Source organism: Pseudomonas sp. Tof1 (assembly GCF_055390395.1).
In genome coordinates, this window is sequence record NZ_AP024344.1 from 145,416 (window position 1) to 169,253 (window position 23,838).

At 66.0% G+C, this 23,838-nt stretch carries 18 protein-coding genes; 16 read left to right on the top strand and 2 right to left on the bottom strand.

Translation table 11 applies throughout. From position 1 onward, the window contains the following. The first annotated feature begins 125 nt into the window (after positions 1-125). Genes ACZ5KU_RS00685 through ACZ5KU_RS00700 form a run of 4 tightly spaced genes read left to right on the top strand, consistent with a single transcriptional unit; the run spans position 126 to position 4,844 of the window. Complete coding sequence (locus tag ACZ5KU_RS00685) at positions 126-905, top strand: efflux RND transporter periplasmic adaptor subunit (protein ID WP_054061285.1); 780 nt, start codon at positions 126-128, stop codon at positions 903-905. Beyond that, the gene (locus ACZ5KU_RS00690) at positions 902-2,224 is read left to right on the top strand and encodes an efflux RND transporter periplasmic adaptor subunit (RefSeq protein ID WP_054061958.1); all 1,323 of its coding nucleotides are present in this window, start codon (positions 902-904) and stop codon (positions 2,222-2,224) included. The genes ACZ5KU_RS00685 and ACZ5KU_RS00690 overlap by 4 nt, the downstream gene beginning before the upstream one ends. Next, positions 2,224-4,320, top strand: a complete 2,097-nt coding sequence (locus ACZ5KU_RS00695) for a site-2 protease family protein (RefSeq protein ID WP_416771236.1) — start codon at positions 2,224-2,226, stop codon at positions 4,318-4,320. The genes ACZ5KU_RS00690 and ACZ5KU_RS00695 overlap by 1 nt, the downstream gene beginning before the upstream one ends. A 29-nt stretch (positions 4,321-4,349) precedes the next feature. Beyond that, entirely contained in the window at positions 4,350-4,844 is a 495-nt protein-coding gene (locus tag ACZ5KU_RS00700) for a GNAT family N-acetyltransferase (RefSeq protein WP_054061357.1), read from the top strand. On the opposite strand, the gene ACZ5KU_RS00705 is transcribed toward ACZ5KU_RS00700, so the two are convergent. After that, on the bottom strand, positions 4,837-5,148 hold the full coding sequence (locus ACZ5KU_RS00705) for a DUF6916 family protein (protein ID WP_054061356.1): 312 nt from the start codon (positions 5,146-5,148) through the stop codon (positions 4,837-4,839). The two genes, ACZ5KU_RS00700 and ACZ5KU_RS00705, sit on opposite strands and share 8 nt — an antisense overlap. Before the next feature lie 51 nt (positions 5,149-5,199). Beyond that, positions 5,200-5,787, bottom strand: a complete 588-nt coding sequence (locus ACZ5KU_RS00710; RefSeq protein WP_054061960.1) for a phage tail protein — start codon at positions 5,785-5,787, stop codon at positions 5,200-5,202. A 221-nt stretch (positions 5,788-6,008) separates the two neighbouring features. Here ACZ5KU_RS00710 and ACZ5KU_RS00715 point away from each other — a divergent pair, with 221 nt between their 5' ends. The 12 genes from ACZ5KU_RS00715 (at position 6,009) to ACZ5KU_RS00770 (ending at position 23,779) form a co-directional block, all read left to right on the top strand. Continuing rightward, positions 6,009-7,598 (top strand): glycosyltransferase family 39 protein, encoded by a 1,590-nt coding sequence (locus ACZ5KU_RS00715; protein ID WP_464736718.1) that lies wholly within the window; start codon positions 6,009-6,011, stop codon positions 7,596-7,598. 177 nt (positions 7,599-7,775) lie between these two features. Next, positions 7,776-8,621 carry a sulfotransferase family protein gene (locus tag ACZ5KU_RS00720; protein WP_192842830.1) on the top strand — a complete coding sequence of 282 codons (846 nt, stop codon included), beginning with the start codon at positions 7,776-7,778 and terminating at the stop codon, positions 8,619-8,621. A 122-nt stretch (positions 8,622-8,743) separates the two neighbouring features. Next, positions 8,744-14,740 (top strand): Ig-like domain-containing protein, encoded by a 5,997-nt coding sequence (locus ACZ5KU_RS00725; protein ID WP_464736719.1) that lies wholly within the window; start codon positions 8,744-8,746, stop codon positions 14,738-14,740. A 75-nt stretch (positions 14,741-14,815) separates the two neighbouring features. Continuing rightward, positions 14,816-16,333, top strand: coding sequence for a TolC family protein (locus ACZ5KU_RS00730; protein ID WP_464736720.1), 1,518 nt, complete (start codon positions 14,816-14,818; stop codon positions 16,331-16,333). Between the two features lie 75 nt (positions 16,334-16,408). After that, entirely contained in the window at positions 16,409-17,197 is a 789-nt protein-coding gene (locus ACZ5KU_RS00735) for an aspartyl/asparaginyl beta-hydroxylase domain-containing protein (protein WP_416773393.1), read from the top strand. Continuing rightward, positions 17,185-18,117 (top strand): sulfotransferase family protein, encoded by a 933-nt coding sequence (locus ACZ5KU_RS00740; RefSeq protein WP_054061964.1) that lies wholly within the window; start codon positions 17,185-17,187, stop codon positions 18,115-18,117. Before ACZ5KU_RS00735 ends, ACZ5KU_RS00740 begins: the two co-directional genes overlap by 13 nt. 239 nt (positions 18,118-18,356) lie before the next feature. Further along, positions 18,357-18,602, top strand: a complete 246-nt coding sequence (locus tag ACZ5KU_RS00745; protein ID WP_054059116.1) for a DUF2789 domain-containing protein — start codon at positions 18,357-18,359, stop codon at positions 18,600-18,602. A gap of 132 nt (positions 18,603-18,734) precedes the next feature. Beyond that, a complete protein-coding gene (locus ACZ5KU_RS00750; RefSeq protein WP_054059117.1) occupies positions 18,735-19,148 on the top strand; it encodes a MarR family winged helix-turn-helix transcriptional regulator in 414 nt (137 codons plus the stop codon). Beyond that, positions 19,145-21,229, top strand: a complete 2,085-nt coding sequence (locus ACZ5KU_RS00755) for an FUSC family protein (protein WP_464736721.1) — start codon at positions 19,145-19,147, stop codon at positions 21,227-21,229. Before ACZ5KU_RS00750 ends, ACZ5KU_RS00755 begins: the two co-directional genes overlap by 4 nt. After that, on the top strand, positions 21,226-21,435 hold the full coding sequence (locus ACZ5KU_RS00760; protein WP_054057374.1) for a DUF1656 domain-containing protein: 210 nt from the start codon (positions 21,226-21,228) through the stop codon (positions 21,433-21,435). Before ACZ5KU_RS00755 ends, ACZ5KU_RS00760 begins: the two co-directional genes overlap by 4 nt. Further along, positions 21,432-22,346 carry an efflux RND transporter periplasmic adaptor subunit gene (locus ACZ5KU_RS00765; RefSeq protein ID WP_054057375.1) on the top strand — a complete coding sequence of 305 codons (915 nt, stop codon included), beginning with the start codon at positions 21,432-21,434 and terminating at the stop codon, positions 22,344-22,346. The genes ACZ5KU_RS00760 and ACZ5KU_RS00765 overlap by 4 nt, the downstream gene beginning before the upstream one ends. Beyond that, on the top strand, positions 22,343-23,779 hold the full coding sequence (locus tag ACZ5KU_RS00770) for an efflux transporter outer membrane subunit (protein ID WP_054061966.1): 1,437 nt from the start codon (positions 22,343-22,345) through the stop codon (positions 23,777-23,779). Before ACZ5KU_RS00765 ends, ACZ5KU_RS00770 begins: the two co-directional genes overlap by 4 nt. Positions 23,780-23,838 lie beyond the last annotated feature (59 nt).

Consider the following 23,838-nt stretch of genomic DNA (forward strand, 5'->3'; position numbering starts at 1 on the left):
CGGGGCCAGGCAACGCAGGCTGTGACCTGCCGCACATCGGTGAACCGGGGCTCCATACTGGCAATTTGCTTGACGCTCACCCTGGCTACCGTAGACTCGCGATTGTCCGACAAGGAGTCACTGTTATGCAGCGTTTTTGGGGTGTGGTTTTCGGGTTGTCCTGTGTGGCGTACGTGGCTCAGGCCCAGGCTGCCGAGACCGACCCGCTGTTGGACACGGCCGCACCGGCGGCCCATGCGACCGCCGCCAGCGAGGCCCGTGGCGTGTTGCGCGCGCGGGACCAGGCAATGCTCGCCAGCGAGTTGTCCGGGCGCATCGTCGAGCTGCCGTTCAGCGAAGGCGAAGCCTTCAAGCAGGGCGATACCCTGGCGCGTTTCGACTGCTCGGCCTACCAGGCCCAGCTCAATGCGGCCCAGGCCGCCGGCCGCGGTGCCAACGAGGAACTGGCCCACAACCGCCAGCTCGCCTCGCTCAATTCGGTCGGTCGTTTCGAGGTGGCCCGGGCCGAGGCCAAGGTCGCCGAAACCCAGGCCCAGGCCCAGGTCTATCAGGTTCAGGTCAAGCGTTGCAGCGTGATCGCGCCCTATGACGGCCAGATCGTGCAGCGCAAGGTCCAGCGCTACGAAAGTGTCTCGGTCGGCTCGCCGATGCTGGAGATCGTCGACAACCGCACCCTGGAAATCCACCTGCTGGTGCCGTCGCGCTGGATGGGCAAGCTCAAGCCCGGACAGACCTTCAGCTTCGTCCCGGATGAAACCGGCCAGCCGCTGACCGCCACCATCAAGCGCCTCGGCGCGCGGATCGACGAAGGCAGCCAGACCCTGCTGCTGGTGGCCAGCCTGCCCAAGGCCGAAGGCCTGCTGGCGGGCATGAGCGGCACGGCGCATTTCGCGGAGCTGAAATGAACGCACCGGTGGCGGGAGCGGTGGAGCGGGTCTTTGCCCAGTTCCTCGACCTGGAGCGGCTGACCCGGGCCGCCCGCACCACCGAGCAGTTGGCCTACAGCCTGGTCAATGACGGCCAGGCGCTGTTCGGCTTTCGCCATGCCGCGCTGCTGATCGCCGGCAAGGTGCGCGCGGTGACCGGGGTCAGCGCGGTGGAGCCGAATGCGCCGTTCGTAGCCTTCGTCGAACACGCCGTGGCGCAACTGTTCAAGCTGGAACGGGCCAAGCCCGCCACCGTGGTACCGATGGAGGCTTTCAGTGCGTCGGTGGTCGAAGACTGGCAGAGCCTGTCGGCGTCGCAGGTGTTCTGGCTGCCGCTGCTGGACCACAAGGGCGAGGTGTTCGGCGGCCTGTGGCTGGCCCGCGACAATCCCTGGAGTCCTTCCGAACAGGTGTTGCTGGCACAACTGGGCGACACCTACAGCCATGCCTGGCTGGCCCTGCAGCCGCGTCGGCCATGGCGGCTGCGCCTGACCCGCAAGCGCCAGGTGCTGCTGCTGGCCCTGGCGCTGCTGAGCCTGCTGATTCCGGTGCGCCAGTCGGTACTGGCGCCGGCCGAGGTCGTGCCGCTGGCCGGGCGGGTGGTGGCGGCGCCGCTGGACGGGGTGGTCGCCGAGTTCCTGGTCAAGCCCAACCAGACGGTGAAGACCGGCGATTTGCTGGTCCGTTTCGAAAGCACCACCCTCAAGGCCCAGGCCGATGTGGCCCAGCGGGCACTCGGGGTGGCCGAGGCCGAATTGAAGGCCAACGCCCAGCGGGCCTTCGCCGATGCCGAATCGAGTGCGAAACTCGACCTGCTGGCGGCCCGGGTCGAGCAGAAGCGCGCCGAGCGTGACTACGCCGCCGAACTGCTCAAGCGCAGCGAGGTGCGCGCCGAGCGCGACGGCATCGCGGTCTTCGCCGATGCCGAGCGTTGGACCGGCAAGCCGGTGCAGACCGGTGAGCGCCTGATGGAACTGGCCGACCCGAGCCAGGCCGAACTGCGCATCGAACTGGCGGTGGGTGACGCCATCGCCCTGGAACCGGACGCCGAAGTGGCGCTGTTCCTCGACAGCGATCCGCTGCAGCGCCATTCGGCCAGGCTCGAGCGGGTGGCCTATGAGGCGCAGACCACGCCGGCCGGCCAGTTGGCCTATCGCCTGGACGCCAGCTTCAGCGACTCGCCGCCACCGCGTATCGGCCTGCGCGGCACCGCGAAAATCTTCGGCCAGCGCGCACCGCTGGCCCTGTACCTGCTGCGCCGGCCGCTGGCCGGGCTGCGCCAGAGCGTCGGCCTGTAATGAACCTGCCCAGCCTGCGCGCGGACCTGCAACTCACACCCGCCTCGGCGGCCCTCGACGGCTCGCCACGCTGGACCCTGGCCGATCCGGTGCGCGGTCGCTATTTCAAGCTGGGCGCCCAGGCCATTCGCCTGCTGCGGCACTGGTCGCTGGGTGACCCGGCGCGGGTGCTGCAGGCGGCGAACGACGAACCGGGTCTGCCGTTGGGCGAGCCGGAACTGGAACAGATGCTGGTCTTCCTGCGCAGCCACGACCTGATCGCCGCACTCGATCCGCAACAGCGCGCCAGCTACGCCTGGAAGGCCGCCGCCTCGCGCCAGAGCCTGTGGCAGATGGCGCTGCACCAGTACCTGTTCTTCCGTATTCCGCTGTGGCGTCCGGATGCCTTTCTCAACCGCGCCTGGCCATGGCTGGCGCGTTTCGGCCCGCGGTTGCTGCGCTACGGGCTGCCGCTGACCCTGGGCCTCGGGGTGTTCCTGGTCTCGCGGGACTGGGAGCGCTTTCTCGCGACCTTTCCCCACCTGTTCAGCCTGGGCGGGGCGATGGCCTTTGGCGTGGCGCTGTTCTTCGCCAAGCTCTGTCACGAATTCGGCCATGCCTTCATGGCCAAGCGCGCCGGCTGCCGGGTGCAGAGCATGGGCGTGGCGTTCATGGTGCTGCTGCCGCTGTTCTATACCGACGTCAGCGATGCCTGGCGGGTCAACGACCGCAAGGCACGGCTGCTGATCGGCGCCGGTGGGGTGCTGGCGGAAATGCTGCTGGCCTGCATCGCCCTGCTGGCCTGGTCGCTGCTGCCGGACGGCGCGGCGCGCACGGCGGCGTTCATGCTCGCCAGTGCCACCTGGCTGACGACCCTGGCGGTCAACCTCAACCCGTTCATGCGCTTCGATGGCTATTTTCTGCTCAGCGATTTCTGGGAGGTCGACAACCTCCAGGGCCGGGCCTTCGCCCTGTGTCGCTGGCGCTTGCGCGAGGCGCTGTTCGGCTACGGCGAGCCGGCACCCGAGCCCTGGTCGGCCAGCATGCGCCGGCGGCTGCTGGGCTGGGGCTTCATGTCCTGGCTGTGGCGGGCGGCGCTGTTTTTCGGGATCGCCCTGGCGGTCTATCACCTGTTCTTCAAGTTGCTGGGTATCTTCCTGATGCTGGTGGAGCTGGGCTGGTTCATCTTCCTGCCGATCTTCAAGGAGACCCGCGAATGGTGGGCACGCCGCGAACAGGCGCACACCCCGCGGGTACTGCTCAGCGGCCTGGGCCTGCTGGGCCTGCTGTTGCTGGTGGCGGTTCCCTGGCGCAGCAGCGTGGAAGTGCCGGCGATGCTCGAGGCCGGGCGGGTCACGGCGTTGCATGCGCCGGTGGCGGCGCGGGTCCGCCAGGTCAATGTGGAGGATGGCCAGCGGGTCGAGCAGGGCGCAGTGCTGGTGGAACTGGAGTCGCCGGATATCGAATCGCGCTCGATCATCGTCCGGCGCGAGATCGATATCCTGCAATTGCAGCTGCGGCGCCAGGCCGGTCGCAGCGAAACCGCGGCGGATGTCGGCATTCTCGAACAGCGGCTGGCCGAATCGGTGGCCGAGTACCGTGGCCTGCAGGCCCGGCGTGAACGCCTGCTGTTGCGGGCACCCCAGGCCGGCCAGGTGCGTGACCTGATGCCGCAGTTGCGTGCCGGACGCTGGGTTTCGACCCGCGAGCCGCTGGCGCGGATCGTCGAGGAGGGCACGCGCCTGCGCGGCTATCTGGCCGAGGAGGACCTGTGGCGGGTCGCGCCCGGTGCGAGCGGTCGTTTCGTCGCCGATGACCCGATGCGCCCGGCCTGGCCGGTGGAACTGCTGGATGTCGATGCCAACGGTGTGTCCGTCATCGACCAGGAGGCGCTGACGTCCGACCACCACGGGCCGATTGCCGTGCGCCGTGACGAGAACCGCCGGCCGGAGCCGGTGCAGGCGCAGTACGGCGCGCGGCTGAAGCTGCTCGAAGAGGTGCCGACACCCAGTCATCCGCTGCGCGGCGTGGCGGTGTTGCAGGGACGCAGCGAGTCGCTGCTGGGCATCGCCTGGCGCCGGATGGCGGCGCTGGGCGTGCGTGAAAGCGGTTTTTGACCATTAACCAGGTTCAGGGAAATATTCCGATGTTGAACAGTTCGTCGGCTGCCGGTTTGTCCATGCGGCCCGCGCGGCCCACCGATGCACCCTTTCTGCAGAGTCTCTACCAGTCGGCCCGTCCGGAATTGCAGTTGATCGATGCCGAGCCGGAACTGATCGAGCAGGTGATCGCCCAGCAGTTCCAGGTTCAGGAACAGGGTATCGGCGAGCATTTCCCCAATGCCCTGCACTATGTGGTGGAGAAGCTCGATACGCCCATCGGCGTGCTCAGCGCCGACTTCGGGCCCAATGAAATCCGCGTCCTGTACCTGGCGTTCATTCCGGCGGCACGGGGCAAGGGTTTCGGTCGGATGGTGCTGCAGGACGTGCAGAAGGCCGCCACCCAGGTGCGCTGCCCGGTCGCGACGACGGTCTGGGCGAGCAATCCCCAGGCGCGCCAGCATTACCTGGCGCTGGGGTTTCAGGTCGAAGAGAGCACACCGGGGGCCGAGCGGCTGGTGTGGTATCCGGGTTTCAGTTGAAGACGATGTTGAAGTAGCCCAGGGCCGGATCACGGCCCAACGCCGGCTCCCGCGACACGAACACCTCCTCGAGCCGCCCCAGGCCTGGCAACTCCAGGCTGCACAGGCCGTCGACGAAATCCGTCGGTTGCAGGCTGTGCAACTGGACGATGAACGGCGTACGTGTCATTTCCGGCAACTGTGCCTGCGAGCGCAGCGCTATGGACTCGATCCGGACTTGTAACGGGCTGCCGTCGGGCAGGTAGAGCGGGCAGGACTGATCCACCAGGGGCTGGAAGTGTTCGCTTGAAACATGTTGCAGCATTGATGCTCTCCGTTTGTGTGGGAGCCGGGCAGCCGGCTCCCACGGGCTCTATCAGTTGCGCGAAGGGTAGAGCCCTTCCAGGGCGATGCTGAAGTTCACCGCCAGGTAGGGGTTGATCACGTTGATCGGTATGCTGCCACCGACAGTGTTCAGAGTGCCGCCGATGGTGCTGCCCACGCCCTTGAGCGGAACGGCCGTTCCCAACTGGTCGGAGAAGATGCCGGCCGAGGGTGGGCCCGACGGTGCGGAGGCGCCGATGTAGCAGTTGGTCGCCGTTGGTGCGGTGACCGCATTGCTGGGTGCGCTCGCCAGGCCGATGGTGGTGGTGACGGTCAGCCCGGCGGTGGAGATCTGCTGGGCTGGCACGTTGGTGCTCAGCAGGGTGACGTTCTCGGTGCCAGCGCTCTGGCCGATGGTGCGCGAGGACAAGCCGGGTCCGGTGCCCTGGCCGACGGGCAGGCGGCTCTGCAGGTTGGGGAGGGCAAAGTTGGTTGTGCCGTTGCCTCCGTAGTAGGTGCCGATCAGGGCGAACAGCACCTGTTGCTGCGAAAGGTTCATCAACTGCCCGGCGCAGAGTGCCCAGCCCCGAGGGGCGTAGTTGAATCCGAACATCTGGATAGTACCGACAAAAACTTCCATGGATCCATTTCCTTCAGCTGTGTTGAGTGAGGTGCTGCGCCCGGCTATCCCGAGTCTGTAGTGCACCGGGTGACAGAGTAGCCTTTGTCTTTGACGTTTAGGTTTTTTTTGTCGGACAAAAGTCGCGAATGGAACAGCTGGGCAAGCCGATGTCGTTCTAGCCTACAATTCACCGCGTCATGCCTCCCGGGGAGGCAGTCGTTGACTTGTTGAGGGTGGTAATGGGCGTTCCCGGTAGTCATGAAACGATAAAGCGGCTTTACGATCAGCCTGTCATACCCCTGCAACCCCTTGTGCAACTGCTTCGCGAACCCTGGCTGGTACCGCTGCTGGCGCTGGCCCTGGCATTGCGCCTTTATCAGCTGACAGCTGCGGCGATCTGGGGCGACGAAGGTTCCAGCCTGCTGCTGGCGCAATACCCGCTGACCGAGCTGTGGACTCATGCCGCCCGTGATGTTCACCCGCCCTTGTATTTCGCCCTGTTGCGCGGTTGGATCAGCCTGTTCGGCGACTCGATTTTCTCGATCCGCCTGGCCAGCGCCTTGCCCGGGGTCGTGGTGGTGTTCCTTGGCATCTGGCTGGCGCACCTGGTCGCCGCCGGTCGTCGGGCGACGATCCTGGCCGGTCTGCTATTGACGCTGCTGCCCACGGCGGTGCACTACAGCCAGGAAATCCGCATGTATTCGCTGATGGGCGTGTGGCTGCTGGGCGCGACCCTGGCGCTGGTCTACTGGGTGCACAACCCGCAGCGCAAGCGCTACCTGGTGGCCTACGTGCTGTTGATGGCCGCCGGCTTCTACACCCACTACTTCACCGCACTGTGCGTGCTGTCGCATTGGTGCTGGCTGCTGTTGCTGCGTCGCCATCCCGAGAGTGGGCAACGCCCCATCGCCTGCCGCGACTGGTGGCTGGCCAACGTGGCGATCGTGCTGCTGTTCCTGCCCTGGTTGCCCGGCCTGATCGATCTCGTGCTGCACATGGACGAGCTGAAGGCCGGCGGTGATGTCGGCTGGGAACCCCCGGTGACCCTGGGCTCGTTGCCGTCGATGATCTGGCAGGTGCTGGCCCAGGACGATGGCGTGGGCATGCCGCTGTGGTTGTTCGCCAGTTTGCCGAGTGCCATGGTGCTGGTGATGGTGTTCATTGTCTGCGGCGATCGCAGCCGCTTCCACCTGGAAACGCTGCTGGTCATCTACAGCGCCCTGCCGCTGTTGCTGGTGTTCGCGGTGTCGTTCATTTCACCGGTCTTCATCGAGCGTTACCTGACGGTGCCGGCGCTGGGCCTGCCGATCCTCCTGGCCCTGGCCATCGACCGCCTCGCGCGAGGCCGCAAGGCCCTGGCCGGGCTGTTGCTGTTGGCGGTGCTGGCCGCGGAAGGGGTGGGGCTGAGGAACAACTACACAGTGGATGCCGACGACCAGTTCAACCACATGGTCGAATACATGAACCAGCACAGCCAGGCGGGCGACCAGGTGGTGCTGGGCGACATGTTCTGGTACCTGACCTGGGGCTACTACGACAGGAGCGCCACTGCGCCGCGGTTGTATACGCCGCCGACCGCCAAGGGCGAATCGACCCGGCCCAATCGCTACGGATTCGGCACGCTGATCGACGAAAAGGCCGGGGTTTATCTCGATCACCTGGAGGACCTGCCGGCGGGCAATGGGCGGGTCTGGCTGGTGATGAGCCGGGTTGCACCGGATGAGTTCCCGTCGATTCCGACCGGCTGGCGGAAAATCGACCAGCACGCGGGGGGCGATACGCAGGCGGTTTTATATGAGACCTGCCATCCTTCATGTAGTGAACACTAACCGCCAAGGGCTTGATATAGCTCAATCGGAGCGTTCTCAAGAGCTGTGGAAACGGGCGAAGTCCCGTGTTCATGGGCCTTTTCCGGCTTAAGGCACGGATGATTGATATCAAAACACTACTAGTCTGAAACACTTCCTTACGCTAGGCTTTGTCCTACAAAGGGACTTACGTCTAGGGTGAAGGGATTGCGCAGTTTCCATTTTATCTCCGGTTTGCCGCGCTCAGGCTCGACCCTGCTGTCCGCCATTCTCCTGCAGAACCCGCGGTTTCATGCCGGCATGAGCAGCCCGGTCGGCACGTTGTTCAACGGCGTGCTGGAAAACTGCAGCGCCGGCAGCGAATTCGGCGCAGTGATCGACACCGACACCCGCCGCCGCCTGTTGCGTGGGCTGTTCGACTCCTACTACGCCGACAAGACCAGCCAGTCCGTCATCTTCGATACCAATCGGCAGTGGTCCGCGCGCCTGCCGGCGCTGCAGGACCTGTTTCCCCGTTCCAAGGTCATCGTCTGCGTGCGTAACGTGGCCTGGGTCATGGACAGCCTGGAACGGCTGTACCGCGCCAACCCCTTCGAGAACACCAAGCTGTTCACTGACGATGTCGAGCGCAACACGGTCTACAGCCGCTGCGAAACCCTGGCCCAGCGCAATCGCCTGGTGGGCTACGCCTGGACCGCGCTGAAGGAAGCCTATTACGGCGAACACGCCGACTCCCTGCTGCTGGTCGACTACGACCTGCTGTCCCAGGCGCCGGAGCGGGTGTTGCGGCTGGTCTACGACTTCATTGGCGAGCCCTGGTTCGAGCACGATTTCGACAACCTGGCCTACGACGCGCCCGAGTTCGACCAGGCCCTCGGTGTCGCCGGCCTGCACAAGGTCAAGCCGAAGGTGGCGCTGGAGTCACGGCGCACCATCCTGCCGCCGGACCTGTTCGAGAAATATGCAGAGCTGTCGTTCTGGAACGATGGAACGGCCAGCGCCGCGAATGTGATTCGCATGAAAACCAACACCGCGGTCAACTGATCGCGGTTTTTTAATCTCAACAGAAAAATTCTTTGGGCGCATGAACGCTCAAGTGCAGGTGAAGCATGTGGTGGAGCAAACCGAAAGCGCGGGCTGAAGGCGTGAGAACCCTGGCTTCACCCATGATCATCCCGCTTGAGCCACGCATGCTGTTCGACGGCGCCGTGGCCGCGACCGTGGCCGAGGCCGCGCAGCCGACCGACCACGCCACCGCCAGCACCGACGCGGCCAAGGCGCCCACCAGCGATCACGCGGCGGCCAGCAGCGACACCCACGCGCAGTCCGACGCCACTCCAGCCGCCACGCCGACAGCGGTGCCCGGCCAGTCGGTGGTGTTCGTCGATTCGCGGGTGAAGGATTTCGACAGCCTGCTCAAGGGCGTCGCCCCCGGCACCCAGGTGGTGGTGCTCGACGCCAGCAAGGACGGCCTGCAGCAGATCGCCGACTACCTGGACACCCACCAGGGCATCAGCACCGTGGAAATCCTCGCCCACGGCAACTCCGGAGACCTGTGGCTGGGCAACACCTACCTGTCGGCCGACAACGTGGCGGCGCGGGCCGACGTGCTGGCGCGCATCGGCAGCGACATGAACGTCGGCGGCGACATCCTGATCTACGCCTGCAACACCGCCGCCGGCGACAAGGGCATCAGTTTCGTCGACTCCCTGGCCCAGTACACCGGGCGGGATATCGCCGCGTCCACCAACCGCACCGGCCTGGGCGGCGACTGGACCCTGGAAATCGCCACCGGCACCATCGAAAGCCACAACGTGCTCTCGGCCGATGCCATGGCCGCCTACCAGTACGGCCTGGCGACCATCACCGTGACCAACAGCAACGACACGGGCGCCGGCTCCCTGCGCCAGGCGCTGAGCGATGCGGTGGCCGGCGATATCGTCACGTTCAACAGTGCGATGACGGTCAACCTGAACTCGCAACTGGTCATCACCAAGAACCTCACCGTCGATGGCGACCTGAACAACGACGGCACCGCCGACGTGACCGTGAGCGGGCAGTACAAGACCCAGGTGCTGCGGGTCAATGCCGGGGTCACCGCGACCCTCGATGGGCTGGTCATTACCAAGGGCCTGGCCGTCGGCCAGGGTGCCAACGCCGGTTCGGACGCCTCCGCGTCCATGGGCGGCGGTATCGTCAACCTCGGCAACCTGACCCTCAACAACGTCACGGTGACCGCCAACGCCGCTTCCGGCGGCGGTGGTGGTGGCGGTGTCAGGGGCGGCACCGTGGGCGGCGGTGGCGGCGGTGGCGGTGCCCTTGGCGGGCAGGCCGGTGGCCGTGGCGGTGATGCCGGCAACGGTCAGGGCTACTACGCCGGCAAGGCGGGTACGGCCAATACCGGCGGCAATGGCGGTGGCTACAACCCTACCGTCATGGGCGGCCGCGGCGGCAGCAGCACCGGTGGTGCAGGGGGCCAGGGCGCCTTCGGCTACAGCAATGGTGGCGATGGAGGCGGTGCGAGCAACGGCACTCTTTCCATCGGCGGTGGTGGTGGCGGTTCCGGCTGGGACAGCACCGGACGTGCCGGTGGCGCAGCCAGCGGCGGTATTTATAACGGCACTACAGGCACCCTGACGATCGTCGGTACTTCGGTCATCTCCAACAACGTCGCGGCCGGTGGCGGCGGCGGTGGTGGCGGTGGCAGTGGTCCGGGTGCGTCTTCCGACCCGGGTGGCGCAGGCGGCAAGGGCGTCGGGGCGATCTGGAACCGGGGTACCCTGCGGATCACTGCGGCCAACTACAGCGCGCTGGGTAGCGGCAGCAACAACAAGGGGGCCAGCGGTATCGGCGGGAAGGGAGCTGGGGGCGCTACGGCGAGCAGCCCGTCGTCGGTGGACGGCATCTACAACGACGGTGGTGTCCTGGATACCGCCTACAACCCGGCACCGACCGCGACCATCGTGGTCAGCAACACGACCCAGCACATCGGCAGCACCTCGCTGGTGACCATCACCTTCAACCAGGCGGTGACCGGTTTTGCCCTGGCCGACCTGACGGCGTCCAACGGCACTCTGAGCAACCTGACCACCAGCGACAATATCACCTGGACTGCGACCCTCACGCCAAATTCAAGCGTCAGCAGTGCCAGCAACGTCATCACTCTGGACAATACCGGCGTCAACAGCACTTCGACCGGTACGGCGGGCAGCGGCACCACCACGTCCAACAACTACTCGGTCGACACCGTACGGCCAACCGCGACCATCACGGTCGCCAGCGCCACGCTGACCACCAACAACACGTCGACGGTGAACATCACCTTCAGCGAGGCCGTGAGCGGTTTCAGCCTGGCCGACATGACGGCGACCAATGGCACCCTGAGCAACCTGAGCACCAGCGACAACATCCACTGGACCGCGACCCTGACGCCGAACGCTGGCAATACCAGCAACAACAACTACGTCCTTCTGGACAACAGCCTCTATACCGATGCCTCGGGCAACACCGGCGCCGGCGTGGCCCTGTCCAACCTCTACGCGGTCGATACCCAGCGGCCGACCGCGACGATCGTGGTCAGCAACAATACGTTGAACATCGGTGGCAGCAGCCTGGTGACCATCACCTTCAGCGAGGCGGTGAGCGGTTTCTCCCTGGCCGACCTGACGGCGTCCAACGGCACCCTGAGCAACCTGACCTCCAGCGACAACATCACCTGGACCGCGACCCTGACCCCGACCAACGGTGTCACCCACAGCGGCGATGTGGTCACCCTGACCAACTCCGGGGTCACCGACCTGGTGGGCAACGCCGGTACCGGCACCACCAACTCCAACACCTACTCGGTCGACACCCAGCGGCCGACCGCGACCATCGTGTTCGCCAACCCGAACATCGGCATCGGCCAGACGTCGCAGGTGACCATCACCTTCAGTGAAGCGGTGAGCGGCTTCACCAACGATGACCTGACCGTGACCAACGGTACCCTGAGTACGGTGACCAGCAGCGACGGCGGCGTCACCTGGACCGCCACCTTCACCCCGACAGCGGGCGTCGACAGTGCGAGCAACCACGTGACCCTGGACAACAGCGGCGTGGTCGACGGAGCGGGCAACGCCGGCAGCGGCACCACCACGTCCAACAACTATGCCATCGATGGCGTGCGGCCGACCGCGACCGTGGCCATCGACAAGAGCTCGCTGATCATCGGCCAGACCGCGCAGGTGACCATCACCTTCAGCGAGGCGGTGACCAACTTCTCCAACAGCGACCTGACGGTGTCGGGCGGCAGCCTCAGCGCGGTGAGCAGCAGCGATGGCGGCATCACCTGGACCGCCACCTTCACCCCGACCGGGAACATCACCAACGCCAGCAACGTCATCACCCTGGATAACACCGGCTACACCGATACGGCCGGCAACGCCGGGACCGGCACCAGCGTGTCGAACAACTACGCGATCGACACCCAGCGTCCGACCGCCACCATCGTCATGTCGGACCCGACCCTGAGCGCCGGTGAGACCTCGCAGGTGACCATCACCTTCAGCGAAGCGGTGACCGGCTTCACCCTGGGCGACCTGAACGCCGGCAACGGTACCCTGAGCAACCTCAGCAGCAGCGATGGCGGCATCACCTGGACCGCGACCTTCACCCCGAATGCCAATACCAGCAGCGGGACCAACGTCATCACCCTGGCCAATACCGGAGTGACCGATATCGCCGGCAACAGCGGCACCGGCACCACCAGTTCGGTGAACTACACCATCGACACCGTGCGTCCCACCGCGACCATCGTGGTGGCCAACCCGGCGCTGAAGATCGGCGACACCTCGCAGGTGACCATCACCTTCAGCCAGGCGGTGTCCGGCTTCACCAATGCCGACCTGACGGTGGTGGGCGGTACCCTGAGCGCGGTGAGCAGCGCCGACGGCGGTATCACCTGGACGGCGACCTTCACCCCGGCCGGCAACATCAGCAACGCGGCCAACCACATCACCCTGGACAACAGCGGCGTCAACGCGGTCTCCTCGGGTAACGCCGGCACGGGCCTGACCACGTCCAACAACTACGTGATCGATACCCAGCGGCCGACCGCGACCATCGTCGTGGCGGACAACCAGCTGGGCATTGGCGGCAGTTCGCAGGTGACCATCACCTTCAGCGAGGCGGTGACCGGTTTCAGCCTGGCCGACCTGACGGCGTCCAACGGCACCCTGAGCAACCTGAGCACCAGCGACAACATCACCTGGACCGCCACCCTGACCCCGGCGGCGGGTGTGAACGCGAGCAACAACCATGTCAGCCTGGATAACACCGGCGTGACAGACGTTGCCGGTAACGCGGGCTCAGGCGCCACCGCCTCGAATGCCTACGCAGTGGACAGCGTGCGGCCGACGGCGACCATCGTGATGAGCGACCCGACGCTGTCGGCTGGCGAGAGCACCACCGTGACCATCACCTTCAGTGAAGCGGTGACCGGTTTTGACAATAGCGACCTGAGCGTGCCCAACGGTACCCTGAGCACGCTCACCAGCAGCGATGGCGGCATCACCTGGACCGGCACCTTCACCCCGAATGCCAATGTTCGCGACACCAGCAACGTGCTTACCCTGAACAACACCGGCTATACCGACCTGGCCGGCAACACCGGTGTCGGCGTGACCAACTCGGCCAACTTCACCATCGACACCGTGCGCCCAACGGCGACCATCGTGGTGGCTAACCCGGCGCTGAATGTCGGCTCCACCTCGCAGGTGACCATCACCTTCAGCGAGGCGGTCAGTGGTTTCACCAATGCCGACCTGACGGTGGAGCAGGGTACCCTCAGCGCGGTGAGCAGCAGCGACGGTGGCGTGACCTGGACGGCCACCTTCACGCCTTCGGTGAACATCGCCGACACCACCAACGTCATCACCCTGGACAACAGCGGCGTGCAGAACGCGTCGGGCAACGCCGGCAGCGGCACCACCACGTCCAACAACTACGCAATCGACACCCAACGGCCAACGGCGACCATCACCGTGGCCAATCCCAACCTGGGCATCGGCCAGACCACCACCGTGACCATCGCCTTCAGCGAGGTGGTGAGCGGTTTCAGCCTGGCCGATCTCAGCGTTGCCAACGGCGTACTGTCCAACCTGGCCAGCAGCGACGGCGGCAAGACCTGGACCGCGACCCTGACGCCCACCGCGGCGATCACCGACCCGAGCAACCTGATCGTGCTCGATACCGCGCTGGTCAATGACAACGCCGGCAACGCCGGAGCCGATATCGCCATCTCCAACAACTACGTGATCGACGGCGACCGGCCGACCGCGACCATCGTGGTCGCCAACCCGAACCTGACTGCCGGCCAGAGCACCACCGTGACCTTCACCTTCAGCGAGAAGGTCACCGGCTTCAGCCTGGACGACCTCAGCGTGGCCAGCGGTACGCTGTCCAACCTGGCCAGCAGCGATGGCGGCAAGACCTGGACCGCGACCCTGACGCCGACGGCAAACCTGAACGACCCGAGCAACTTCATCACCCTCGATACCAGCCTGGTGACCGACCTGGCCGGTAACGCCGGCGTCGGTTTCGCCAACTCGAACAACTATGCGATCAACACGGTGGCCCAGGGCGGCGATCCACAATTCCGCGTCAGCGGCCCGAGCGTGTCGACACCGAGTGCGCCGAACCAGCCGCTGCAACCGACCATCTTCGGCCCGCCCACCGGCAACCTCGGTTCGCCCCTGGGCTTCCCGCCGCTGTTCGAGCAGCGTGACATGGGCGCGGGGCTGCCGCCGACCGGCAGCATCTTCCTCAACAATGGGGCGTTGGCGCCGAGTTTCATCGCCCAGGTCTTCAGTTCCAGCGATAGCGGTGGCAATGGCACGGGCCAGGGTTTCCTCGGCTTCGGCGGCGGTGATGGCGGGGTGTTCGGCAGCAGCACGTTGTCGGGGCTGTTCAACCGTGAGTCGTCGACTGGCGACGCCAGCGGTGCCAAGGCCTTCGAGCGCCAGGGCAGCAAGAGCCTGGGTGATCCGGCCCAGGGCCTGCGCGGCGTTTTCGGTGCGCCGACCCTCGGTCAGCAGTTGCAGCAACTCAAGGACAGCGAGCAGAAACAACTGCATGAGCTAGCCTGGGCGTTGGAACAGGTCGGTGTCAGCGCAATACCGGCCTGAAAATCATTGGCAATCCGCGCCGACACGCGTCGGCGCCCATAAAGAAAAAAGCGGCAGTCAGGGGCGATGCTAGGGATGAGAAGAAGTCAGAAGTTGTTCAGCGTCAGCCTGCTGGCGCTGGTAGTCAGCGGTTGTGCCGTCACCAGCCAACCGATCGATCGCAGCGTCAGCGAGCAACGGGCGAAAAGCGATCTGCAGAACATGTACAGGGATCAGGAGCCGCTCAGTGGCCCGCTGACCCTGCACGAAGCCATGGCTCGCGCGGTGAAGTACAACCTCGAAGGCCGTCTGAAGATCATGGAGGAGGCCCTGGCCAAGCGTCAGCTGGACCTCGCCAGCTTCGACATGCTGCCGCGCATGGCGCTGTCGGCCGGTTATGCCGGGCGCAACAATGTCAGTGCTTCCAGTAGCCGCAGTGTCGAGACCGGTAGCCAATCCCTGGAACCGTCGACCTCCCAGGACCGCGATCGCCGCGTCGCCGACTTGACCATGGTCTGGAACGTGCTCGACTTTGGCGTCAGCTACATCAATGCCAAGCAGCAGGGTGACCAGCGCCTGATCGTCCAGGAACGTCGGCGCAAGGTGATCAACACCATCGTCCAGGACGTGCGTTCGGCCTATTGGCGGGCGGTGGCGGCCGAGCGTCTGCTCAAGCAGATCGACAGCCTGATGGCGCGGGTCGAGGCGGCACAGAACAACAGCCAGCAGATGAGCGACCAGCGCATCGGCGACCCGATCCAGGCCCTGGGCTACCAGCGTGCGCTGATCGAGGCGACCCGCCAGTTGGAAGAACAGCGCAAGGCGCTGACCCTGGCCAAGACCGAACTGGCGACCCTGATCAACCTGCCGCTGGGCACCAACCTGACCCTGGCGACCACCGACGACTATGCGATTCCCGAGCTCAAGGTCGACATGGCCAAGCTCGAGCAGGAGGCCCTGGCCAGCCGTCCCGAGCTGCGCGAGCAGGACTACCAGACCCGTATCAGCGCCAACGAGACCCGCAAGGCCATGCTGCGCCTGCTGCCGGGGCTGGAGTTCTCGGCCGGCGGGCACTACGACAGCAACTCGTTCCTGGTCAACGACAAGTGGGCCGACTACGGCGTCAAGGTCACCTGGAACCTGTTCAACGTGATCTCCGCCCCAGCCGCCATCGACGTGGCCAAGGCCGGCGAGGAAGTCGCCGGTGCCCGGCGCCAGGCGATGTCCATCGCCGTACTGGCCCAGCTCTACGTGGCCAACGCCAACTACCGCGAGGCGCTGCGCCAGTTCAAGACCAGCCAGAAACTCTCCAGCATCGACGGGCAGATCGTCGGCCAACTGCGTAACCGCCACCAGGCCGCGGGCATCGGCGAGCTGGAGCTGATCCAGGGCGAACTGAACAACCTGCAGGCCGACCTGCGCCGCGACCTGGCCTATGCCGACCTGCGTAACGCCTACGGGCAGATCTTCGCCAGTGCGGGCCTGGACCCGTTGCCACCGGAAGTCTCCTCGACCAAGGTTCAGGCGATTGCCAGTGCCCTGGCCACCCGCGAGTCGCAGTGGGCAGCCGGGAACATCAGCACGCCAGCGCCCGATGCCAAGGTGCAGCAGTAACTTGCTGGTACCACGGACGAGCCCCCATCGTCTTCTGCGCGAGGGCCTTCAGGGGCATCGCGCCGGGGTGATGTCCTGAGCCTGCCAGCCTTCTCCCGCCTGCCGGTCACGCTGGCCCTGCCACCGTTGCTGCAGGCGCTTGCGCGTATTCCCGAGGCGGCCTGGAAGCCGCACTTCAATACCGGTTACTACGACGGCGACTGGAGCGGCGTGGCGCTGATTTCCCCGGCTGACGCGCGGGGCGAACTGAGCCACGGAGCCGGTGTGGCGGTCGAGCGCGAACCCTGGCTGCGGGATGCGACTTGGGCCTGCGCCCTCGATCTGCCGCTGTCGATTCGCTCGGCCCGCTTGCTGCGGCTCGGGCCGGGTGGGCGCATCCATGAGCATCGCGACTACGACCTGGGCGCACCGGACGCGGACCGGCGCCTGCATATTCCGTTGCTCAGTCCGCCCGGCGTGGATTTCATGCTCGACGGGCAACGTATCCCGATGAATGCCGGCGAGTGCTGGTTCCTCGACTTGGCCCGGCCCCACAGCGTCGATAACTGGGGGGAGGGCGAACGCATTCACCTGGTGCTCGACTGTCGCCCCGAGGCCTGGCTGGACCAGCAGATCGCCGCCGGCCTCGCGACCACGCCGGCCGCCGGTATTGGCCGGGCGGCCGGCGACCTTGCGCGGTTCCGGGCCTTGCTGGAGAGCGAGCCGGCGCTGTGCGAGGCCTTGCAGGGCCTGGAAGACACCGAAGCCTTCATCGCCTGCACACTGGCACTGGCGGCCGAACGCGGCTTGCGTTTCGGCCGCGAGGACCTGCGTGCGGCGATGCGCCAGGGGCGTAACGCCTGGAGTCGACAATGGAGCTTCTGAAGCACTGGCTGCCGATCCGAATCTGGCAGCAGGCCGGCGACTGGCGGGTGGACTGGTGCTGGTTCGGTGAGCGCAGGCTGACCCAGCCGTTCTTTCGTGATGCGGTGGACGAGGCGTTGCGGTTGCCGTTCAACCAGGCATTCCGTCGGGAAACCCCGTTGGCGGCGCTCAGCGAATGGCGGATGCCGGCTGTCGCGCCGACGGCCTTCATCTACCACGCCTCGCGCTGCGGCTCGACCCTGCTCTGCCAGATGCTGGCGCAGCTTGACGAGCACATCGTGGTCAGCGAACCGCCGCCGCTGGACAGCCTGTTGCGTGGCCAACTCGATGCCGAGGAGCGTCGTGCGGCACTGCGTGGCCTGCTGGCGGCCTATGGGCAGCGTCGGCATGGCGACGAGCGGGCGCTGGTGATCAAGCTCGATGCCTGGAACATCGGCGAACTGCCGCTGCTGCGCGAGTGTTTTCCCGAGACGCCGTGGCTGTTCGTGTACCGCGACCCCCTGGAAATTGCCGTCTCCCACTGGCGCCGGGCAGGCATGCACATGGTGCCGGGGATGATTGGCGCAAGCTGCCTGGAGACGTCCGGCCAGGACGACTCGCGGGAGGACTACATCGCCGCGCGCCTGGGGCGGATGTTCCAGTGGGCGGCGCAGCATTGCCAGGCCCTGGGCGGGCTGCCGGTCAACTACCGCGAACTGCCGTTGGCGCTGGAGGGGTATCTGGGCGAGTTCTTCGGACTCGATGCCCGGGAGCGCCGCCGGGTGTTTGCCGTGACCGCGCAGCATGCCAAGCAACCGGACCAGGCCTTCGTGCCCGACAGCCAGGACAAGCACCGGGAGGCTTCCGAGCGGCTCAGGCAACGCGTGTCCTTCTGGGCCGATGCGCCCTACCAGGCCCTGGAGCGGCTGCGCCTGGCCTGATCTGCGGTACGAATCCCCTCGAAAGTCCGCTCAAGGACACAAGCGCGCCTGCCCCGATCCGGTTTCAGATGCACCCGGCGCCGGACGGCCTAGACTTCTATTCATGGCTGGCCATGGCGCCCTGTTCCCCGGCGCTCAAGACAGGCCACTGAACCTTTGCGTTTCTCGTCCCCTCCATTGATGGGTGCGGGCCTGTCGCAACGCCGTGCCCGATACTTCCCCGATAACTGGAGATGTCCATGGATTCCCCGACCCACAGCCTCACCGCCCTGTTCGAGCAACTGGGCCTGCCCAGCGACGCGGTGAGCATCGACCAATTCATCGCCGCCCATTCCCCCCTCAAGCCGGAGCTGCACCTGGCCGATGCGTTTTTCTGGAGCCAGGCCCAGGCCGACTTCCTGCGCAATGAAGTGCTGAAGGACGCCGATTGGGCCGAAGTGATCGATCAGTTGAATGTGCTGCTGAGGAAGGGGCGCGGCGGCTGAAATCACAAATTTGTTTCAAAGCTTGACGAAATCCTGATCGATGCGCGATATTGATAGTTAGCAAACTAACATTATGCGAATCCTCCTGTGTCCAAGCCCCTCGAACAGCTCCAGCAGACTATCTGCACCGGCATGGTGCTCGCCTCGCGCCACTGGCGGCGGGTCTGCCAGACCACGTTGGCCAACTATGGCATCTCCGAGGCCTGCGCCATGCCGCTACTGATCATCGGCCGCATGGGCCCCGGCGTGCGCCAGGTCACCGTGGCGCAGATCGCCGGGATGGAGAGTCCGTCGCTGGTGCGCCTGCTCGATCAACTGTGCGGTGCCGGCTATGTGCAGCGTACCGAGGACCCCAGCGACCGGCGGGCCAAGACCCTCGGCCTGACCGAGGCCGGCCAGAGCCTGTTCCACGACATCGAAAAGCAGCTGGTCCGCCTGCGCCATGAGGTGCTGGGCGACCTGCCCCTGGCCGACCTGGAAGCCGCGCTGCGGGTGATTCGCGCCTTCGAGGCCGCCGGGCAGGCGTCGGGAGTGGCGGACTCTTGAAAGGTTTCTGGACAGGCGTGCCGCCGGCCCGCGACTGGTTCTATGGTGTGCGGACCTTCGCGGCGTCGATGATCGCGCTGTACATCGCGCTGCTGATGGAGTTGCCGCGGCCCTATTGGGCGATGGCGACGGTGTACATCGTTTCCAGCCCCTTCGTCGGCCCCACCAGTTCCAAGGCGCTGTACCGGGCGGTCGGGACCTTCCTCGGCGCGGCGGCGGCGGTGCTGTTCGTGCCGCTGTTCGTGCAGACCCCGTTCCTGCTGGCCATAGTGGTCGCGCTCTGGACCGGTACCCTGCTGTTCCTCTCGCTGCACCTGCGCACCGCCAACAGCTACGCGCTGATGCTGGCCGGCTACACTATGCCGATGATCGCCCTGCCGGTGGTGGACAACCCGCTGAACGTGTTCGACATCGCCGTGTCGCGGACCGAGGAGATCTTCCTCGGCATCGTCGTCGCCGCAGTGGTCGGCAGCCTGTTCTGGCCGCGTCGGCTGGCGCCGGTGCTGCTCGATGCCGCCGGCAAGTGGTTCGGCTCGGCCTCCAGCTACAGCCAGAAGTTCCTCGCGCGCAACGTGCAGACCGATGAAGTCAGCGCCCTGCGCTCGGCCATGGTCGCGACCTTCAACAGCCTGGAACTGATGATCGGCCAATTGCGCCACGAGGGCGCCCGGCCGCAGATGGTGCGCAATGCCAAGGAACTGCGCGGGCGGATGATCCACCTGTTGCCGGTGGTCGATGCCCTCGACGATGCACTGTATGCCCTGGAGCGGCGCACGCCGGAACTGGTCGCACGGTTCCAGCCGTTGCTGGCGGCGGCCCAGGCCTGGCTGGAGAGCACCGCCCGGGGCGCACCGCACGAACACTGGCAGGCCCTGCGCGCCCAGGTCGACAGCCTGCAGCCGAGCGCTGTCGAACTCGATGATCGCCGACAACTGCTGTTCTCCAACGCCCTCTATCGCCTTGGCGAGTGGATCGACCTCTGGCAGGACCTGCGCAGCCTGCAGGAGGCCATCCAGTGCGACAGCCAGGACAACTGGCGTGCGGTCTACCGTCACTGGCGGCTGGCGCGGCTGTCGCCGTTCATCGACCGTGGCCTGATGCTCTATTCGGCCGGCACCGCCGTACTGGCGATCGCCGTCGCCTCGGTGCTGTGGATCCTGACCGGCTGGAGCGACGGTGCCAGTGCGGTGATCCTCGCCGCGGTGGCCTGCAGTTTCTTCGCCGCGATGGACGACCCTGCACCGCAGATCTACCGGTTCTTCTTCTGGACCGCGATGTCGGTGATCTTCGCCAGCCTCTACCTGTTCGTGGTGCTGCCCAATCTGCACGATTTCCCGATGCTGGTGCTGGCGTTCGCCGTGCCGTTCATCTGCGTCGGCACCCTGACGCTGCAGCCGGCGTTCTACCTCGGGACCCTGCTGACCATCGTCAACACCTCGTCCTTCATCAGCATTTCCGGTGCCTATGACGCGGACTTCCTGAACTTCACCAACGCCAACCTGGCGGGGCCGGTAGGCCTGCTGTTCGCCTTCGTCTGGACCCTGGTGGTCCGGCCCTTCGGCGCCGAGCTGGCGAGCAAGCGCCTGACCCGTTTCAGCTGGCGCGACATCGTCCGTCTGACCGAGCCTGCGACCCTGGCCGAACACCGGCACATGGGGGTGAAGATGCTCGACCGGCTGATGCAGCACCTGCCGCGCCTGGCCCTGACCGGCCAGGATACCGGGGCCGCGCTGCGCGAGTTGCGGGTCGCGCTCAACCTGCTCGACCTGCTGGCCTACACCCCGCGGGTGCTCGGTGTGGGCAACGTGTTGCTCAAGCAGGTGGTGGAGGAGGTCGGTGAGTATTTCCGCGCCTGCCTCAAGGCCCGCGAGCGCCTGCCGGCGCCCGCGCCCTTGCTGATGACGCTGGACCGCACGCGTCGGGCCCTGAGTTCCCAGGGGCTGGACGACGGCGAAACCCGTCGACACCTGCTGCACGCCCTGAGCGGACTGCGCCTGGCGCTGCTGCCCGGCGTGGAGTTCGTCGACAGTGGCGATCAGCCGGACAACGTGCCCTATGGGATCAATGGAGTGCCGTTATGATCGGTGACGTGGATATCAGCGGGGTGTTCCTGCCCACGCTACTGGTGCTGATGGGCATCACCTATGGCTTGTACCTCGTGGTGCACGAGTTGTTGACGCGCATCCACTTCTATCGCCTGGTCTGGCACCGGGCATTGTTCAACGTCGGTCTCTACGCTTTGTTGCTGGGCGTTGTGGATTCGTTCAGTCGATACCTGATGACATGAAAAAACCTATATTGACCATCGGCCGCGTGGTCCTGACCTTGCTCGTGGTGGCCTTCGCCTGTCTCGTGATCTGGCGCATGGTGATGTACTACATGTTCGCCCCCTGGACCCGCGACGGGCATATCCGCGCCGATATCGTGCAGATCGCCCCGGATGTCTCCGGGCTGATCCAGCAGGTCCAGGTGCGCGACAACCAGCCGGTCAAGCGTGGCCAGGTGCTGTTCAGCATCGACCAGGACCGCTTCAGGCTGGCCCTGCGCCAGGCCCAGGCGGCTGTCGCCGATCGCCAGGAGACCCTGGCCCAGGCGCAGCGCGAGAACAAGCGCAACCGTGGCCTGGGCAACCTGGTACCCGGCGAGCAACTGGAAGAAAGCCAGTCGCGGGTGGCGCGGGCCGAGTCGGCCCTGGCCGAAGCCCGGGTGGCGGTGGATGCCGCGCAACTGAACCTCGACCGTTCGGTGGTCCGCAGCCCGGTGGACGGTTACGTCAACGATCGCGCGCCGCGCGAGCAGGAATTCGTCACCGCCGGCCGTCCGGTGCTGTCGGTGGTCGACAGCGCCTCGTTCCATATCGACGGCTATTTCGAGGAAACCAAGCTCGACGGCATTCATGTCGGCCAGAGCGTGGATATCCGCGTGATCGGCGACAATGCCCGCCTGCGCGGTCATGTCGAGAGCATCGTCGCCGGCATCGAGGACCGTGACCGTACCAGCGGCTCGAACCTGCTGCCCAACGTCAACCCGGCTTTCAGTTGGGTGCGCCTGGCCCAGCGTATCCCGGTGCGCATCGCCTTCGATGAGGTACCGCAGGATTTCCGCATGATCGCCGGGCGCACGGCCACCGTCTCGATCATCGACGACGCCGCGAAGGACTCGGCCAAGCCGCAAGCCAAGCCAGAGGCCTCGAAATGAAACCGCTGGCAAAGGTCACGACCCTGGGCCTGGGCCTGTTGCTGTCGGCGTGCTCGATGGTCGGTCCGGACTATCACCTGCCGGCTGACGCGGCGATGCAGCGCAAGGACTTGCAAGGTTCGATCGCCGGTGAGAGCGACAACGTCGTTTCGGCGCCGGTACCGGCCGACTGGTGGCGGCTCTACCAGGACCCGCGATTGAACGAGCTGGTTCGCCAGGCGCTGGCTTCCAACACCGACCTGCGGGTCGCCGCGGCCAGCCTGGCGCGGGCTCGGGCACAGGTGGACGAGGCCGAGGCCGCCGGTGGTTTCAGTGCCGGCATCAAGGCCGGCGCGCAACGCCTGCAGGAATCCGGGCAGGCCTTCCTGTTGGCGGAGAAGGTGCCGGTGGCGAACGTCGCCGATATCTCGCTGTCCGCTTCCTACCAGTTCGACCTGTGGGGCACCCTGCAGCGTGGCATCGAGGCGGCCAAGGCCAATGCCGATGCCACCCAGGCGGCGGGCGACGTGGCGCGGATCACCCTGGTGGCCGACGTGGTGCGTTCCTATACGCAGATCTGCGCGGCCAACGAGGAGCGTGAGATCGCCGAACACTCCCTCGATCTGCAGGCCCAGAGCACCGAGCTGACCAAGCGCCTGCGCGATGCCGGGCGCGGCGACGAAACCCAGGTCACCCGCTCGCAGACCCAGTTCAAGTCCCTGCGCGCCGAATTGCCGCGCTACACGGCGGCGCGCCAGGCCGGCCTGTACCGCTTGTCGATGCTGCTGGCCAAACCCGTCGATCAGTTGCCGGCCGGTGTCGCTGATTGCGCCCAGTTGCCGCATATCGCCCAGTTGCTGCCGGTAGGCGACGGTGCCGAACTGCTCAAGCGCCGTCCGGACATCCGCCAGGCCGAACGCCGGCTGGCGGCGGCGACCGCCGGGATTGGCGTCGCCACGGGTGAGCTGTATCCGAACATCAGCATTGGCGCCACCCTTGGCACGGTCGGCTTCGCCAAGGACCTTGGCGAACCCTCGACCAACCGCTGGGGGTTCGGCCCGGCGATCAGTTGGACGGTACCGACCAATGGTGCCAGGGCCCGTATCCGCGAAGCCGAGGCGACCACTCAAGGTGTGCTGGCGCATTTCGACGGGGTGGTGCTCAACGCCATCCGCGAGACCCAGACCAGCCTGGCCCAGTACACCGCGCAACTCGACCGCCGCGATGCCCTGGCCGATGCCGAGCAGTCGGCCAAGCTGGCCGCGGAGCAGACGCACCGCTTCTTCACCGCCGGCCGCGCGTCGTTCCTCGCCGACCTGCAGGCCACCCGCACCTACACCGACATGCGCGCGCAACTGGCCTCTGCCAACACCCAGGTGGCGATGAGTCAGATCGAGCTGTTCCTGGCGCTGGGCGGGGGGTGGGAAAGTACATCCGCAACCGCTGGCAAGTGAATCGGGATCCGGTATGACGACCCCGTATAATCGTTGTCGGGTCAGCCACTCTCGGGAAA

What these genes read in the sequence shown, in the direction of transcription:
- ACZ5KU_RS00685 (WP_054061285.1), top strand. Translation starts at nt 126, where the DNA reads ATGCAGCGTTTTTGGGGTGTGGTTTTCGGGTTGTCCTGTGTGGCGTAC.
- ACZ5KU_RS00690 (WP_054061958.1), top strand. Translation starts at nt 902, where the DNA reads ATGAACGCACCGGTGGCGGGAGCGGTGGAGCGGGTCTTTGCCCAGTTC.
- ACZ5KU_RS00695 (WP_416771236.1), top strand. Translation starts at nt 2,224, where the DNA reads ATGAACCTGCCCAGCCTGCGCGCGGACCTGCAACTCACACCCGCCTCG.
- ACZ5KU_RS00700 (WP_054061357.1), top strand. Translation starts at nt 4,350, where the DNA reads ATGTTGAACAGTTCGTCGGCTGCCGGTTTGTCCATGCGGCCCGCGCGG.
- ACZ5KU_RS00705 (WP_054061356.1), bottom strand. Translation starts at nt 5,148, where the DNA reads ATGCTGCAACATGTTTCAAGCGAACACTTCCAGCCCCTGGTGGATCAG.
- ACZ5KU_RS00710 (WP_054061960.1), bottom strand. Translation starts at nt 5,787, where the DNA reads ATGGAAGTTTTTGTCGGTACTATCCAGATGTTCGGATTCAACTACGCC.
- ACZ5KU_RS00715 (WP_464736718.1), top strand. Translation starts at nt 6,009, where the DNA reads ATGGGCGTTCCCGGTAGTCATGAAACGATAAAGCGGCTTTACGATCAG.
- ACZ5KU_RS00725 (WP_464736719.1), top strand. Translation starts at nt 8,744, where the DNA reads ATGATCATCCCGCTTGAGCCACGCATGCTGTTCGACGGCGCCGTGGCC.
- ACZ5KU_RS00730 (WP_464736720.1), top strand. Translation starts at nt 14,816, where the DNA reads ATGAGAAGAAGTCAGAAGTTGTTCAGCGTCAGCCTGCTGGCGCTGGTA.
- ACZ5KU_RS00740 (WP_054061964.1), top strand. Translation starts at nt 17,185, where the DNA reads ATGGAGCTTCTGAAGCACTGGCTGCCGATCCGAATCTGGCAGCAGGCC.
- ACZ5KU_RS00745 (WP_054059116.1), top strand. Translation starts at nt 18,357, where the DNA reads ATGGATTCCCCGACCCACAGCCTCACCGCCCTGTTCGAGCAACTGGGC.
- ACZ5KU_RS00750 (WP_054059117.1), top strand. Translation starts at nt 18,735, where the DNA reads ATGGTGCTCGCCTCGCGCCACTGGCGGCGGGTCTGCCAGACCACGTTG.
- ACZ5KU_RS00760 (WP_054057374.1), top strand. Translation starts at nt 21,226, where the DNA reads ATGATCGGTGACGTGGATATCAGCGGGGTGTTCCTGCCCACGCTACTG.
- ACZ5KU_RS00765 (WP_054057375.1), top strand. Translation starts at nt 21,432, where the DNA reads ATGAAAAAACCTATATTGACCATCGGCCGCGTGGTCCTGACCTTGCTC.
- ACZ5KU_RS00770 (WP_054061966.1), top strand. Translation starts at nt 22,343, where the DNA reads ATGAAACCGCTGGCAAAGGTCACGACCCTGGGCCTGGGCCTGTTGCTG.